General features: G+C 72.6%; 11 protein-coding genes. 8 read left to right on the top strand and 3 right to left on the bottom strand.

Annotated features, from left to right (window positions below; genetic code table 11):
• Positions 1–25: 25 nt before the first annotated feature.
• A complete protein-coding gene (locus ABT336_RS05025; protein ID WP_350895203.1) occupies positions 26–1147 on the bottom strand; it encodes a prenyltransferase/squalene oxidase repeat-containing protein in 1122 nt (373 codons plus the stop codon).
• 117 nt (positions 1148–1264) lie between these two features.
• Between ABT336_RS05025 and ABT336_RS05030 the strand changes: the two genes are divergently transcribed.
• Positions 1265–2443, top strand: a complete 1179-nt coding sequence (locus tag ABT336_RS05030) for a glycosyltransferase family 2 protein (protein ID WP_350895204.1) — start codon at positions 1265–1267, stop codon at positions 2441–2443.
• Between the two features lie 105 nt (positions 2444–2548).
• Here ABT336_RS05030 and ABT336_RS05035 read toward each other — a convergent pair whose 3' ends face one another.
• Together ABT336_RS05035 and ABT336_RS05040 are read right to left on the bottom strand one after the other, a co-directional pair.
• Positions 2549–3379, bottom strand: coding sequence for a glycosyltransferase family 8 protein (locus ABT336_RS05035; RefSeq protein ID WP_350895205.1), 831 nt, complete (start codon positions 3377–3379; stop codon positions 2549–2551).
• Positions 3380–3410: 31 nt separating this feature from the next.
• Positions 3411–4337, bottom strand: coding sequence for an aminoglycoside phosphotransferase family protein (locus ABT336_RS05040; protein WP_350895206.1), 927 nt, complete (start codon positions 4335–4337; stop codon positions 3411–3413).
• Between the two features lie 238 nt (positions 4338–4575).
• Here ABT336_RS05040 and ABT336_RS05045 point away from each other — a divergent pair, with 238 nt between their 5' ends.
• From ABT336_RS05045 to ABT336_RS05075, 7 genes are all read left to right on the top strand, one after another.
• Positions 4576–6531 carry a GTP-binding protein gene (locus tag ABT336_RS05045; RefSeq protein ID WP_350895207.1) on the top strand — a complete coding sequence of 652 codons (1956 nt, stop codon included), beginning with the start codon at positions 4576–4578 and terminating at the stop codon, positions 6529–6531.
• A gap of 21 nt (positions 6532–6552) precedes the next feature.
• Positions 6553–8505 (top strand): ABC transporter ATP-binding protein, encoded by a 1953-nt coding sequence (locus tag ABT336_RS05050; protein WP_350895208.1) that lies wholly within the window; start codon positions 6553–6555, stop codon positions 8503–8505.
• Complete coding sequence (locus ABT336_RS05055; protein WP_350895209.1) at positions 8502–10286, top strand: ABC transporter ATP-binding protein; 1785 nt, start codon at positions 8502–8504, stop codon at positions 10284–10286. Before ABT336_RS05050 ends, ABT336_RS05055 begins: the two co-directional genes overlap by 4 nt.
• 67 nt (positions 10287–10353) lie before the next feature.
• Positions 10354–11646, top strand: coding sequence for a glycosyltransferase family 2 protein (locus tag ABT336_RS05060; protein WP_350895210.1), 1293 nt, complete (start codon positions 10354–10356; stop codon positions 11644–11646).
• Positions 11647–11780: 134 nt separating this feature from the next.
• Positions 11781–12590, top strand: coding sequence for a polysaccharide deacetylase family protein (locus tag ABT336_RS05065; RefSeq protein WP_350895223.1), 810 nt, complete (start codon positions 11781–11783; stop codon positions 12588–12590).
• A complete protein-coding gene (locus ABT336_RS05070) occupies positions 12587–13591 on the top strand; it encodes a glycosyltransferase family 2 protein (protein ID WP_350895211.1) in 1005 nt (334 codons plus the stop codon). The genes ABT336_RS05065 and ABT336_RS05070 overlap by 4 nt, the downstream gene beginning before the upstream one ends.
• A 129-nt stretch (positions 13592–13720) precedes the next feature.
• Entirely contained in the window at positions 13721–14572 is an 852-nt protein-coding gene (locus ABT336_RS05075) for a glycosyltransferase (RefSeq protein ID WP_350895212.1), read from the top strand.
• The last annotated feature ends 78 nt before the right edge of the window (positions 14573–14650 follow it).

The raw sequence follows: 14650 nt of genomic DNA on the forward strand, positions 1-14650 counted from the left end.
TCCGGGTGTCAGGACCGTTCGGCGGTCAGGACCGTTCGGCGGTCAGGGCCGGGTGGCGTCGGCGGGCGTCGGCGGCGTGTTCCAGGACGGCGTCGGCGAGGAACTTGGCCGCCCAGTTGGGGAAGGCCAGCGGCTCGAAGCCACCCGACAACGGCCAGGAACCGGCGAGGGCGCCGACGGCGGCCGGCTCCAACGGCTGGTGGACCTGGAGTCCGGCCAGCCGGTCCAGCACCGCGACGGCACGCCCGCGCACTGTCTCGTCGCCGGTCCGGCGGGCCACGTCCAGCCAGACGGTGACGAACTGGGCGTCCCCGGTGAGGCAGGCGTAGTCGACGAGCGGGGTGAACCCGGGGCCGATCTCGCCGGGCAGCAGGGGGTCCAGGTCGGTCCGTACCCCGGCCAGCCGTACCGCGCAGGTCACCGCGGCGTCCGCGCAGCGTCGGGCCGCGTCGGGCAGCTCCGCCTCGACCAGGTCCGCGCAGCGCAGCAGGCCGCGCAGCGCGTACCCGATCGTGTGGGTCCAGGCGGTGTGTTCGGCGCTGAAGGACATTCCGTCGATCCAGCCGTCGGGTCGTACCTGCTCCAGCAGCCAGGCCAACGACCGGCGGACCCCGGCGAGGTACGCCGGTTCGCCGGTGGCCCGCCACAGCTCGGCCAGCGCCCAGGTCACCCGGGACGAGTAGGTGTTGGGGTGGTCGAAGTGCGACAGCCAGGCGCCCGACGGCTGCTGCGCGTCGAGCAGCCAGTCTCCGGCGCGGACCGCCGACTCCGACAGCTCCGGCCCCCCTGTGTGCCGGTGCAGGGCCGACAGGCCGAGCAGGATCTGCCCGGTGTCGAAGACCACCGCAGGACCCTCGGTGCCGGTGCCACCGGGAAAGCTCCCGTCCGGGCGTTGCAGTCCGAGCAGCCACCCACCGATCCGGGCCGCCCGGTCGGCCAGCTCCGGCCGGTCCAGGGCGACGGCCCCGCGCAGCAGGGTCGGGATCAGGTAACCACTGGTCTCCGGGTACGTCGGTTGCCAGCCGGTACGCAGGTCGTACCCGGCGGAGACGCCGTTGCCCCCGGTGGCGTCGTGAGCGGCGCAGACCCAGGTCAGCGCGGCGTCGAGAACCTGACGATACGGCAGCTGGTGGTCTTCCTCGGGCATCCTGACCGGCCTCCATCTCCGTCTGACGGGCACCTGGTTGCCAAGCATGTTGTCAGATTGCGGCGTGTTTTGCCAAAGGTTACCTTGGGTCGACGACTGTGGAGAGGTGGTCTGGACGTGCTCAAGTGCAGTGTGGTCATCCCGTACCGGCAGCGGCTGCGCAACGTCGGCATCGCCCTCGCCGCGCTCGCCGAACAGACGATGGACCGCGCCGAGTTCGAGGTCGTCGTCGGTGCCCTCGAACACTGCCCCGAGTACGCCGAACTGGCCCGGTCGTACGCCGACAGGCTGAACCTGGTGACGGTCATGCGGGACGGAGAGTGGAACCCGAGCCGCGCCCGCAACCTGGCCCTGCGGCACGCCACCGGTGAGGTGGTGGTCCTGCTCGACGCCGACATGGCCGCCCCCGCCGACTTCCTCGACCGGCTCCACCGCCACCACTTCGCCCACGGTCAGCGGGTCTGCGTGGTCGGGCAGATGGCCGGATACGACGAGATCATGGAGAAGGACCTCGACGACGTCTCCGTCCCGCCCTGGGAACACCACCGGGAGGTCCTGGCCGGGCTGCGCACCGACGGGGCGACGCCGCTGGACCGGCGGTGGACCGACAGGTACGCCCCGGCCACCGTCCGGTTTCCCTGGGCCTTTGCCAGGACCGCGGTGATGGCCCTGCCGCGATCCCTGATCGTCGAGCACGACCTCTACTTCGACGAGGGGTTCCGGGGGTGGGGTGCCGAGGACCAGGAGTGGGCCTTCCGGATCCACCTGACCGGGACGCCCATCCTGATGTGCCGCGACGTCTTCGCCCTGCACGTACCGCATCACCGCGACGCCGGGGCGGAGGAGCGGTCGGCCCAGGCCAACCGTCGGTACTACATCGCCAAGTGGCCGCGCCTGGACCTGGAGATGGCGTACGCCTACGGCTGGTTCGACACCGCCGAACGCTACGACGACCTCCGTCGGGAGGTCGCCGAGGCGGCCGGTCCCGGCCGTACCCTCGGGATCGTCGAGGGTACTGCCGTCGGGCGGTCCCTGCTCGTCGTCGGGGCGTCGCTGGACGCCGTCGACCACACTCCGACTCCGCAGGTGGCGGCGTTGTTCGACAGGGGGACCCGGCCACGGGCGTTGCCGCTGGTCGGCGTGGGTCTCCCGCAGGACGACGGCGCTGTCGACACCGCTCGGATCCTGCCCGACGTGCTCCGGCTGGACCCGAGTCACAGCGAGCGGATCCGGCAGGAGGCCGGGCGGGTGGCCCGCACCGTCGTCGAGCCGACCCCCGCCGGCAGCCCTGGGTGAGAGCGGTGCCCGCACCGGCTGCGTCACCGCCGGGCAGGGCCCCTGCGCGGCGGGACCCCCGCTCCGGTACGTCACCGGGGCGGGGGTCCCGCTCCGTTGCCCCGGTCAGCGGGCGGGGGCCAGGGCGTACTCCTCGTACCGGTGGCGCAGCGGGTTGTCCGGGAAGGCGTCGTGCCACGGCTTCACCTCACCGATGTAGTGCACGATCCCCTCCTGACGGGTCAGGTGGTCCATCCGCCCGTTGCCGAAGATCCCGTGCACCGAGTGCTCGATGAGCTTGTTCCACTTCTCCGGCAGCGGTGTCCACCGGCCGGCGAAGATGTGGTTCAGGATGTCCTGGTCGATGTTGGGCAGGTCCCGGCCGTACGAGCGGTGCAACTCCATGCACCGCTCGGTGGCCCGTTCGGCCCGCCACCGGTCCATGTCGATCAGGAGCACCCCGGAGTTGAAGTGCCCCGGCGGCAGCGCCCCGGTCTGGTGCTGGTGGGCCCGGCCGTCGGCGAAGGTGAGCGACCGGGCCGGGCCGACCTCGTTGAGTCCGGCCCCCACCGCATTGCCCGCCAGGTCCTCGGCGAGCAGGTCGGTCAGGTCGTCCAGGACCAGGGTGTCCGCGTCGAGGTAGACCACCCGGGGGATGCCGGTGGGGATCACCGCCCCGATGTGCAGCCGACCCAGCGCGGCGTCGGTCCACCACTTGCGGGGAACCTCCATCACCAGCGGGTCGGCGACCCGGTGCAGCTCGACCTCGCCCTCGGCGGCCAGCCCTTCGATGACCACCGCCCGGCCCTCGTCGGCGAGGCCCGAGTCGATGACGTGGAAGACGAGGCGGGTGCCCTCGTCGCGCAGGTTGCGGCGGACCGACCGGCCGGTGACGACGGCGGGGCGGGCGTACCGCTCGTCGATCGCGAAGACCACGTGGACGTCCTGTCGGGACATGAGACTCTCCTTCTCGGCTGAGGTGGGCGGCTCAGGGTTGCCGGCGGTGGTCGGCGACGATCTCTTCCAGCCTGCGGCGGGCGACGACCCCGTCGACCGGGTCGGCGAGTTCCAACGGGTCGGGCAGGATGCCGGTCAGCCCCCAGGCCCGACCCCGGGTCCAGGTCGCGTCGTCGACAGCGATGGCGGCCCGGAAGGTGTCCCGGGACGCCGCGTCGAAGAACGTCCAGGCGGCGATCAGGTCGCAGGCCGGATCGCCGACGGCGAGCGTGCCGAAGTCGATGACGGCGCTGAGTCGCCCGTCGCGCATCAGCATGTTCGCCGGGTCGGGGTCGCCGTGGATCCACACCGGGGGGCGGTCCCACTGTGGGGCGGCGACAGCCGTCTCGTACACCTCGGTCAGCGCCTCGGTGTCGAAGAGGCCGGACAGGGCCGCGATCCGGTCGCGGACCCGGGACTCCACCACCGGGGAGTCCCGCCGGTCGGCCAGGGATACGCCCCGGAACCCGTTGCTCGCCTCCGGCGGTGGCCCGTCGGTGGCGTCCACCGACTGCAACGTGGTGAGGAATCCGGCCAGCTCGACGGCGGTGGCCTGCGGATCGGTGATCCGGTCGAGGTCGGCGTTCTCCCCGTCCAGCCAGCGGTAGACAGACCAGGGGAAGGGGTAGCCCTCCCCGGGCGCGCCCAGCGCCACCGGGACCGGGATCGGCAACGGCAGGTGCGGGCCGAGGTACGGCAGCCACCGCTGCTCCCGTCGCACCTGCCCGACCCAGCGGGGTAACCGGGGCAGCCGGACGAGCATGTCGTCGCCGAGGCGGTAGGTGGCATTGTCCACACCCGACCGGGCGACAGGCCGTACGGGCAGGTCGGCCCAGTCCGGGAACTGGTCGGCGACCAGCCGGTGGACGAGCGGGGTGTCGACGGGCACCTCGCCCGGACGAAGGGTGGAAGTGGACACTCGGTGGTACCTCCTCGCGCTGTCGATGCACCCTCGACGGTAGGAGTGGTGCCGGGGTCTGTCAAAAGGACAGGCAACTTTCACTCCGGTCCTGGAAACCCCTCTGAGCAGGTAAGAAGACAGCCTGTCGGGGTGGTTGTTGACAAGTTCTGTGGGGCGGCGGGTATTCGTGTTGCCAGCCCTGCGGGGGTTTGGTCTACTGAGGGCGACCGGCCCCGCCGGAGAGGACACCCGCCTGATGAGCACCCTCAACCTCGGCATCCTCGCGCACGTCGACGCCGGCAAGACAAGCCTCACCGAACGGCTCCTGTACACGGTGGGGGTCATCGACGAGATGGGCAGCGTGGATGCCGGGAGCACCCGTACCGACTCGTCGGAGCTGGAACGACGGCGCGGCATCACCATCCGGTCGGCAGTGGTGTCGTTCCGGATCCACGACCGGACCGTCAACCTCATCGACACCCCCGGTCACCCTGACTTCATCGCCGAGGTGGAGCGGGCTCTCGCCGTCCTGGACGGGGCGGTCCTGGTGGTCTCGGCGGTGGAGGGGGTGCAGGCGCAGACCCGGATCCTCTGGCGCACCCTGCACCGGCTCCGGGTGCCCACCCTCCTGTTCCTCAACAAGATCGACCGTGCCGGGGCGCGCTGCCCACAGGTCTTGGCCGACGTCGCCGACCGGCTCACCCCGGCGGTGCTCCCGATGGGCGAGGTCACCGGGGCGGGCACCCCGGCCGCCGCGTTCCGCCCGTACGGGCCGGCCGATCCGGAGTTCACCGCCCGCCTCGCCGAACTGGTCGCCGAGCACGACGAGGCGCTGCTGGCCGCGTACGTGGCCGACGAGGGGTCCCTCGGATACGGGCGACTGCGTCGGGCACTGGCCCGACAGACAGGGCGGGGGGAGGTGCATCCGGTGCTGGCCGGCTCGGCGATCACCGGTGCCGGGGTCGGCGACCTCGTCCACGCGCTCGCCGAGCTGCTGCCGGTCCCGCCCCAGCGGCGTACCGGTCCGGCCGGTGGCACGATCTTCAAGATCGACCGGAGTGGGTCGGGGGAGCGGATCGCGTACCTGCGGATGCGGACCGGGACGGTCCGGGCCCGGGAACGGCTCCGGCTGCGCCGCGACGGACGGACCCTCCCGGCGGGGCGGATCACCGGGCTCGGCGTCGTGGAGGGCCACGCGGTCACCCCTCGGGAGGCGGTGTACGCAGGGGAGATCGGGGTCCTGCGTGGGCTGACCGACGTACGGATCGGCGACCGGGTGGGAGCCGCCCCGGGCGACACCGACAGGCAGTTCCCCCCACCGACCCTCCAGACCGTCGTCGTCCCCACCGACCCGGCCGACCGGTCGGCCCTGCACACCGCGCTGACCCGGCTGGCCGAGCAGGACCCGCTGATCGGGCTGGACCGCGACGACGTCGCGGCGGAGCCGACGGTCTCCCTCTACGGGGAGGTGCAGCAGGAGGTGCTGGCGGCGACCCTCGCCGAGGAGGCCGGTATCCCGGTCACCTTCCGGGACACCACCACCATCCACACGGAACTACCTGTCGGCACCGGGGCGGCCGTCGAGGTGGTGCACACCGACACGAACCCGTTCGTCGCCACCGTCGGCCTGCGGGTGACACCCGGTCCGGTCGGCGGCGTCCGGTTCCGCCTCGCCGTCGAGCCGGGTTCCCTGCCGGCCGCCTACCTGCGGGCCGTGGAGGAGGCCGTCCGGGAGACCCTCCGGCAGGGCCTGCACGGTTGGCGGGTCACCGACTGCACTGTCACCATGACCCACTCCGGATACGTCAGCATGATCAGCACCGCCCGGGACTTCCGGCTGCTCACCCCCCTGGTGCTGATGGACGCGCTGCGCCGCGCCGGGACCGTGGTGCACGAGCCCGTGCACAGGTTCCGGCTGGAACTGCCGGGCGACACCGTGGGGGCGCTGCTTCCCGTACTGGCCCGGGCGCAGGCGGTGCCCGACGCGCCGCAGCCCGGGCGGGGTGCCTGGGTGGTGACCGGGGAGATCCCGGCGGCCCGGGTGCACTCGCTGCGGCAACGGATCCCCGGGTCGACCCGGGGCGAAGGCGTCCTGGAGACGACGTTCGCGGGACACCGACCGGTCCGCCCCCCGGTGCCGTACCGGCCCCGGACCGACCACAACCCGCTCAACCGCAAGGAGTACCTGCTGCATGTCGTACGACGGGTGTGAGTCCGGCCCGGGGGGTCGGCGGTGAGCGGGGCTGTCGGCCGCTTCGGCGGGATCGTCGACGCGGCACGGGCCCGCGCGCACGTCGCCCGGCTGATCCCGCGCGCGGGGTGGCCGCTCGCTGTGGGTGGCCTCGTCCTCAACGTGGTCCTGGGCCTGCTGCCGGTGGTCTTCCTGGTCGCCACGAGTGTGCTGCTCGGCCACGTCCCGGCGGCGGTCCGGGACGGGTTGGACTCGCCGGCCTGGGAACGGCTGGTGACGATGCTGGTGCTGGCCGGTGTGGTGATGGTCGTCCAGCAGGTGCTGACCCCGGTCCAGGCCGCCCTGGGTGAGCTCGTCGCCAGACGGGTCGACGGTCACGTCTTCGGTCGGCTGATGACCGCCTCCCTTGCCCATCCCGGTCTGGCCGCCGTCGAGGACCAGACCGTCCGGGACGACCTGGCCATCGCCGGTCGGGAGCTGGAACACGGATACCAGAGCCCCGGCGGGGCCTGCGCCGGGCTCCTGGCACTTGTCGCCCGCTACGTCCAGCTGACCGGCTGCGTGGTGGCGATCGGTGTCGCCTTCTCCTGGGCGGCGGCGCTCGCGGTGGCCGTCGCGGTCCTGCTGTTCCGGCAGGCCCAGCGGGGTGGTCTGCGCCGGTACTCGGCGGTGTTCCGTCGGCTGGCCCCGCTCCGCCGGGAGAGCACCTACCTGCGGGACCTGGCGACGGGTCGCCAGGCCGGCAAGGAGATCCGGGTGTACGGCCTGACCGGCTGGCTCGCCGACCGGTACGAGCAGGTCTACCTGGGTTGGATGCGTCCGGTGTGGGCGGAGCGCCGCCGGGTCTACCTGCGCCCCTTCATCTGGCTGACGCTCGTCGGCCTCCTGGTGACAGGGGTCGTCCTCGGTTCGGTGGGGGTGAGCGCCGACCCGGCCGCCCTGACCCGGTTCGTCCTGGTGGCCCAGGTGGTGCTGGCGGCGGTACGGCTGGGCGACTACTACCCCGAGGCCGACGACCAGACCCAGTTCGGAATGAACGCGTACGACGCCGTCCGGTCCGTCGAGGCGAAGACCGCCCGGCACCGGGACCTGCCGGAGACGACCACCGCCACCAACACGCCCGACGGCCCGGGGGAGATCCGGTTCACCGGGGTCGGGTTCGCGTACCCGGGCACCGACCGGGCGGTCCTCGACGGGCTGGACCTGACCATTGCGGCCGGTCGCTGCACCGCCCTCGTCGGGTTGAACGGTGCCGGCAAGACCACCCTTGTCAAGTTGCTGGCCCGGCTCTACGACCCGACCGCCGGGGCCGTCCTGGTCGACGGGGTGGACCTGCGCGACCATCCGGTGGGGGCGTGGCGGGCCCGGCTCGGGATCACCTTCCAGGACTATCTGCGCTACGACGCCACGGCAGCGGACAACATCGGGTTCGGTGCGGTGGAGCACCTCGACGACACCGACGGGATCCTCGACGCGGCCCGCCGGGCGGGGGTCGCCGACACGCTGCTCGCCCTGCCCGACGGCCTGGACACCGTGCTGACCCCGGAACGGGCCGGCGGGGTGGACCTCTCCGGTGGGCAGTGGCAGCGGGTGGCCATCGCCCGGTCCCTGTTCGCCCTCCGGCACGGGGCCTCGGTGCTGGTCCTCGACGAGCCGACGGCCAGCCTCGACGTCCGGGCCGAAGCCCGCTTCTACGACGAGTTCGTCAGTCTCACCCGGGGGGTGACCACGGTGTTGATCTCCCACCGGTTCGCCACCGTACGCCGGGCCGACCACATCGTCGTCCTCGCCGACGGCCGGGTGCTGGAACAGGGCTCGCACACCGAGCTGATGGACCTCGACGGCCGGTACGCGCAGCTCTTCAGCTACCAGGCACAGCGGTTCACCGACCCGACCGCGTCACCGACCGACCCGACGCCGGAGACCGCACCGACCGACCCGACGACGTCGGCGTCGGATCCCGACCCGACGACGGAAGTGGCGGCACGGGCATGAGGCAGACCCTGGCGAGCTGCCGACAGCTGCTGGGCATCGCCTGGCGGCAACACCGGGGCCGGACGATCACCGCTGTGGTGCTGATGCTGGCCGGGGCGGTCGCCGCACCGCTGGGCGCGCTGGCGTTGCGCAGTGCGACGAACGCGGTGCTGGCCGGGCGGACCCGGGAGGCGGCGGTGGCCGGGGTGTTGGTCGCGGTCGCCGCGATCGCCGCCCTGACCTTCGGCCACTTCGCCCACATCGCCTACTACGAGTTGTCCGAGCTGAGCGTCCTGGACCTGGATCGGCAGCTGATCGAGCTGGCAAACGGCTCCGGCGGGACCGGACACCACGAGCGGCCGGAGTTCGTCGACGCGATCACCCTGGTCCGCCAGGACGTCCAGCGGTTCAACACGGCCCTCCAGTCGTTGCTGTCACTGGGTGGTTTGGCGCTGGCGATGGGGCTGACCACTGTCCTGCTGGCCCGGCTCAACCCGGTGCTGCTGCTGTTGTTGCCGCTGGCCGTACCGCCGCTGCTGGCCGGGCGGCGGGCCGAGGAGGTGCTCGAACGGGCGAAGCTCGCCACCGCCGAGCGGTCCCGGGTGGCGATGGGGTTGTTCCGAATCACCGCCGACCCGGCACCCGGCAAGGAGCTGCGGGTGTTCCGACTCCGCGACGAGGTGCTGCGTCGGCACCGGGCGATCTGGACCGAGGTGACGGGTCGACTCTTCCGGGCCCACCTGCACGGCACGGCGCTGCGCGCCGCCGGTCAGCTGCTCTTCGCCGTCGGATACCTGGGTGGACTGCTGCTCGTGGTCCGGGAGGCGGTGGCCGGGCGGCGCACCGTCGGCGACGTGACCCTCTCCATCGCCCTGGCCGCGCAGGTCAGCCTCCAGGTGGCCACCGCCGTCACCCTCCTCACCGACCTGCACCGGATGAGCGGCACCCTGCGCCGCCTCGGTCAGCTGCGAACCATGGTGGCCGCCACCGACGGCCCGGAGCCGGACCACCGGGCCCCGGACCGGCTGCGGCGGGGCATCGAGCTGGTCGGGGTGTCGTTCACCTATCCGGGGGCGCACCGGCCGAGCCTGAGCGGGGTCGACCTGACCCTGCCGGCCGGGTCGACGGTGGCGGTGATCGGCGAGAACGGGGCGGGGAAGACGTCGCTGGTCAAGCTGCTGTGCGGGTTCCACCGACCGGACGCCGGGCGGATCCTGGTGGACGGCACCGACCTGCGTCGGATCCCGCCGCAGCAGTGGCAGGCCCGGATCGCCGCCGGGTTCCAGGACTTCGTCAGGTTCGAGTTCACCGCGCGGGAGGCGGTCGGGGTGGGCGACCTGCCCCGGATCGACTCGACCCCGGCGGTGCTGGCCGCCCTGGAGCGGGCCCGCGCCGTCGACCTGCTGGACCGGCTCGACGGCGGCCTGGAGACCCGGCTCGGCGGCGGTCACCCGGAGGGCACCGACCTCTCCGGCGGGCAGTGGCAGAAGCTGGCGTTGGGTCGGGCGTTCATGCGGGAACAGCCGCTGCTCCAGGTCCTCGACGAGCCGACCGCAGCCCTCGACCCGCAGGCCGAGCACGCCCTCTTCGAGCGGTACGCCGAGCACGCGGCCCGCTCGGGGCGGCGGACCGGGGCGATCACCCTCCTGGTCTCGCACCGGTTCTCGACCGCCCGGACGGCCGACCTCATCGTGGTGGTGGCAGACGGGCGGATCGCCGAGGTCGGCGAGCACGACGCCCTGATCGCCCGGGGTGGCCTCTACGCCGAGCTGTACCGGATCCAGGCCGCCGCGTACTCCTGATCCACGTCGGGCAACTCGTGTTGCCAACTTTTGTCAATTCCGGCAACATGGTGGCAGGGAGGCGTGGATGCAGAAGCTCAGGGTCAGCGTGGTGATCCCGTACCGGCAGCGCCTGCCGTGGTTGCGCCGGGTCCTCGCCGCGCTCGCGGAGCAGACGTTGCCCCGTACCGAGTTCGAGGTGGTGGTGGGGGCGGTGGACCACTGCCCGGAGTTCCTGGCCACCTGCGCCGAGTTCGACGACAGGTTGACGGTCGTCGCGGTGGTCGCCGGTGGCGAGTGGAACGTCGGCCGAGCCCGCAACCTCGCGTTGCGGCAGGCCCGTGGCGAGGTCACAGTCCTGCTCGACGCCGACGTGGCGTTGCCACCGACGGCCCTGGCTCGGCTCTACGACAGCCACTTCGCCGCCGGGCAACGGGTCTGCGTCCTGGGCCGGATGCACGGGTACGACGCCCGGGTCGAGGACGACCGGGACCTGCTCCCCTTCGACGCCTACCGCGACGTCCTGCGGGACCTGGAGCGCCCGGAGGGCGCCCCCGACGACGTCCGGTGGCGGCTGCCCGACACCCCGCTGGCCTGGACCCTGGTCTGGACCGGACTGGTGGCCCTGCCCACCGCCGACCTGCACCGCCACGACCTCTGGTTCGACGAGGAGTTCCGGGTCTGGGGGTCGGAGGACCAGGAGTGGGGGCTGCGGGTCGCCGAGGCCGGGGTGCCGATCGTCCGGGGCGACGGACTGACCGGGCTGCACCTGCCGCACTCCCGGGACGTGACCTCGAACTACCGGGCGCTGCGGGACAACAAGCGGTACCTGCTGGCCAAGTGGCCCCGACTCGACGTCGAGCTGTACCTGGCGGTCAACTTCACCGACGCCAACGCCGAGTACCCCGCGGTGGCCCGGGAGGTGGCCGACCTGGCCGCCCCCGGCACCCGACTGGGGGTGGCCCGGGGTCTCGTGGACGGCGTCACCGCCCTGGACGTCGGGGTGGTGCTGGACGAGGCGGACCGGATCGTCGATCCGCAGCTCGCCGCCCGGTTCGACGGCGGTACGCCGACCGAGGTCCTGCCCCTGGTCGGCCTCGCCCTGCCCTGGCCGGACGGAAGCGTCGTCGAGTGTCGCCTGCTGCCCCCGATCGAGGCGTTGACCCCCCGATACCGGGAGGCGGTCACCCGCGAGGCCCGGCGCGTGGCAGGACGGGTGGATCCGCCCCCGGACACCGGAAAGGAAACCAGATGCTCTACTCGGGAATCTCCTGGGACAAGGCCGGCTTCGAGGTGGAGGTGGTCGACGCCGACGGCCGGACCGTCGCACCGGCCGTCCGGTTCCCGGCCCGCCGCGCCGCCGAGATCGTCGGCCACCTGAACGGGTTCGGTGAGCCGGTCGTGGCCATCGTGGACAGCACCAACGGGGTCCTCGACGGCGGGCTGACAGTCGCCGGGATCGAGGTCCACCGGGCCGACCCGCAGCTCCTGCCCGACCGGCCGTCCTTCGGTTCGGTGCCCGCCGGCGTCCTGGCCCGGGTCGCCCTGCGCGACCTCGACCGGCTGCCCCGGCTGGACCTCGCGGACGGGACACTGCGGGGCCGTGGCGACGACCTCAACGCCGGCTTCGCCGCCAGCGCCGACACGGTTACGGAGTTGACCGCCGCCGGTCGGTGCCTCACCCACGGTCGACGCGACCGCGACGAGATCGCCCTCACCTTCGACGACGGTCCGCTGCCGCCGTACACCGGGCAGATCCTCGACATCCTGGACAGCTACCAGGTCAAGGCCACGTTCTTCTGCGTCGGGCTGCTCGTCGACGCGTACCCGGAGATCGTCGACGAGATCCGGCGGCGGGGACACGAACTGGGCAACCACACCTGGTCCCACCCGTTCCTGCCCGAGCTGAGCCGGGCCGAGTTGGGCGAGCAGGTCCAGCGGACCGGGGAGGCCCTGGCCGGGGCGACCGGCACCGCACCGCCGACGCTGTTCCGCCCGCCGTACGGGGGTCGGTCCCCGCAGGTGCTGACCGGCCTGGCCGAGATGGGCATGACGACTGTCCTGTGGGACGCCCTCGGTTGGGACTGGGCGCTTCCCGGCGTGGACCGGATCGTCGAGTCGGTGTCGACGGGCACCGGGCCGGGCTCGGTGGTCCTCCTGCACGACGGGGGAGGGGACAGGTCGCAGACCGTTGCCGCCCTCCCGGAGATCCTGGACGGGCTGCTCGCCCGGGGTCTGCGCTTCGTCACCGTCGATCACCTGCTGGCCACGTCGCGCCCGGCGCAGGCGCGACCGGCCGCGCCGCACCCAGTGGAGGCGAGATGAGCCGTACGCCGACCCGACGACCGACGTGCAGCGTCGTCGTCCCCACCTACCAGCGCTCGGGGCTGCTGCGGCGGACCCTCGACTCGCTGATTCGCCAGGACCTCGGCCTCGACCGGTTCGAGGTGCTGGTGGTCGACGACGGGTCGACCGACGACACGGCGGCGGTGGCCCGCGAGTACGCCGACCGGCTCCCGCTGCGCTACTTCCACCAACCGGACGAGGGTTTCCGGGTGGCGGCGGCACGCAACGTGGGCATCGCCGCGGCCCGTGGCGACATCTGCGTCTTCGTCGACTCCGGGGTGTTGCTGCACTCCGGGGCGCTGCGCGCGCACGTGGCGCTCCACGCGGGGCCGACCCCGACAGCAGTGGTCGGCTACGTCTACTGCTTCAACCACGACAACGAGGACGCCGCGCAGATGCTGGCGACCCTCGACTTCGACGACCCGGACGCGACGGTGGCCCGGCTGCGCGACGAGGGGCGGTGGCTCGACGTCCGGGAGAGCTTCTACGACCAGTACACCGACGCCGTCGACGAGCTGCCCGCCCCGTGGTTGATCTACTGGACCTGCAACACCTCTGCCGACACCGAGCAGCTGCGTCGGGTCGGCGGGTTCGACGAGGCGTTCCGCACCTGGGGCGGGGAGGACGTGGAACTGGCCTACCGGCTCTTCCTCGACGGGGCCCGGTTCGTGGTGGGGCGGGAGGCCGCCGCGATCCACTATCCGCACGAGAAGAGCCACGAGCACAACAAGAAGCTCGGGGTACGCAACTACCAGTACATCGCCCGCCGGTACGACACCCCGATCAGTCGCCTGTTGGAGCCGGACCCACCGTTGGAGTTCTTCGCTCTCAACGCCCTGATCCGGGAACGCGCCCTGCCCGACTGCGTCGACGTCCTGCGGCGGCGGGATCCGCTGCCGGACTGGCTCGGGTTCCTCCGCGACGGCCGGCCGACCGGCTCCGGGGACCGGTCGGGGGAGCTGTCCCTGCCTCGTACCTGAGTCACCGCTCACCCACGGCGTCCGTGACGAAAGCGGTCCGCCGCACCAGGGATGTCACCGGTGCGGCGGACCGCCCCTGCCCACCGGTCGGGTGTGATCCGACCGGCCAGCCGACCGGAAAGGATCCGCATGCCGACCGAGACGATCGGGGTCGTGACGCTGACCCGGCACCGCAACGACCTGCTCCGCCGTGCCATGGCCTCGGTGCACGACCAGGACTTCCCCGGCGAGATCGAGCACGTGGTGGTCGTCGACGACGACCCGGACGCGGTGCCTGTGGTCGAGGCCGCCCCGACCCGCCCGGGGCTGCGACACGTGGCGCACCTGGTGCCCCGCAGCGCCGCCGAGCGCGACGAACCCCCCGGCGACAAGCGGTACGTCTATCCCCGGCTGTCCCGGCTGTTCAACGTCGGTGCCCGGGTCGGCACCGCCGACTGGATCGCCTTCCTCGACGACGACAACGAGTTCGAACCCGACCACCTGAGCAGCCTGTACGCGTGCGCCCAGCGCAACGGCGCCGAGGCGGTCCACTCCGGGCGGACGATGTGGCACGCCGACGGGACGCCGTACACCGAGGAGGTCTGGCACACCGCACCGGACCGGGCCGAGGGGGAGCGGATCTTCGCGCTGATGTGCGACAGGGGGGTCCGTCGCCGGGGCACCAACATCCTGCTCGACCGGGCCGATCCGGTGTTGCCCTCGACGCTGCGGACCAGCACCGTCCTGCAACCGGAGGACCCGGTGCTCCTGGTCGACCAGAGCGTCTGGTTGATCCGCCGCGAGCTGCTGCTGCGGGTACCCATCCCGGAGACGTTCACCGCCGACGACCACGCCAAGAACGCCGCCCCCGACGACAAGCTCCTGGAGGCGCTCCTGCGGGCCGGGGTACGCCTGCACACCACCGGTCGGCCCACCGTCCGCTACTACCTGGGCGGGGTGTCGAACCACCACCGGTCGGACCCGGCGTACGCCGGAACCTGACAGTCCCCGTACGCCGCGAGGGCCCCCGGGTGACCGGGGGCCCTCGCCACGTTCGGCCTCCGACGGGTCAGGCGCTGC

The sequence above is a fragment of the Micromonospora sp. NPDC000207 genome (assembly GCF_040300925.1).
Lineage (GTDB): Bacteria > Actinomycetota > Actinomycetes > Mycobacteriales > Micromonosporaceae > Micromonospora.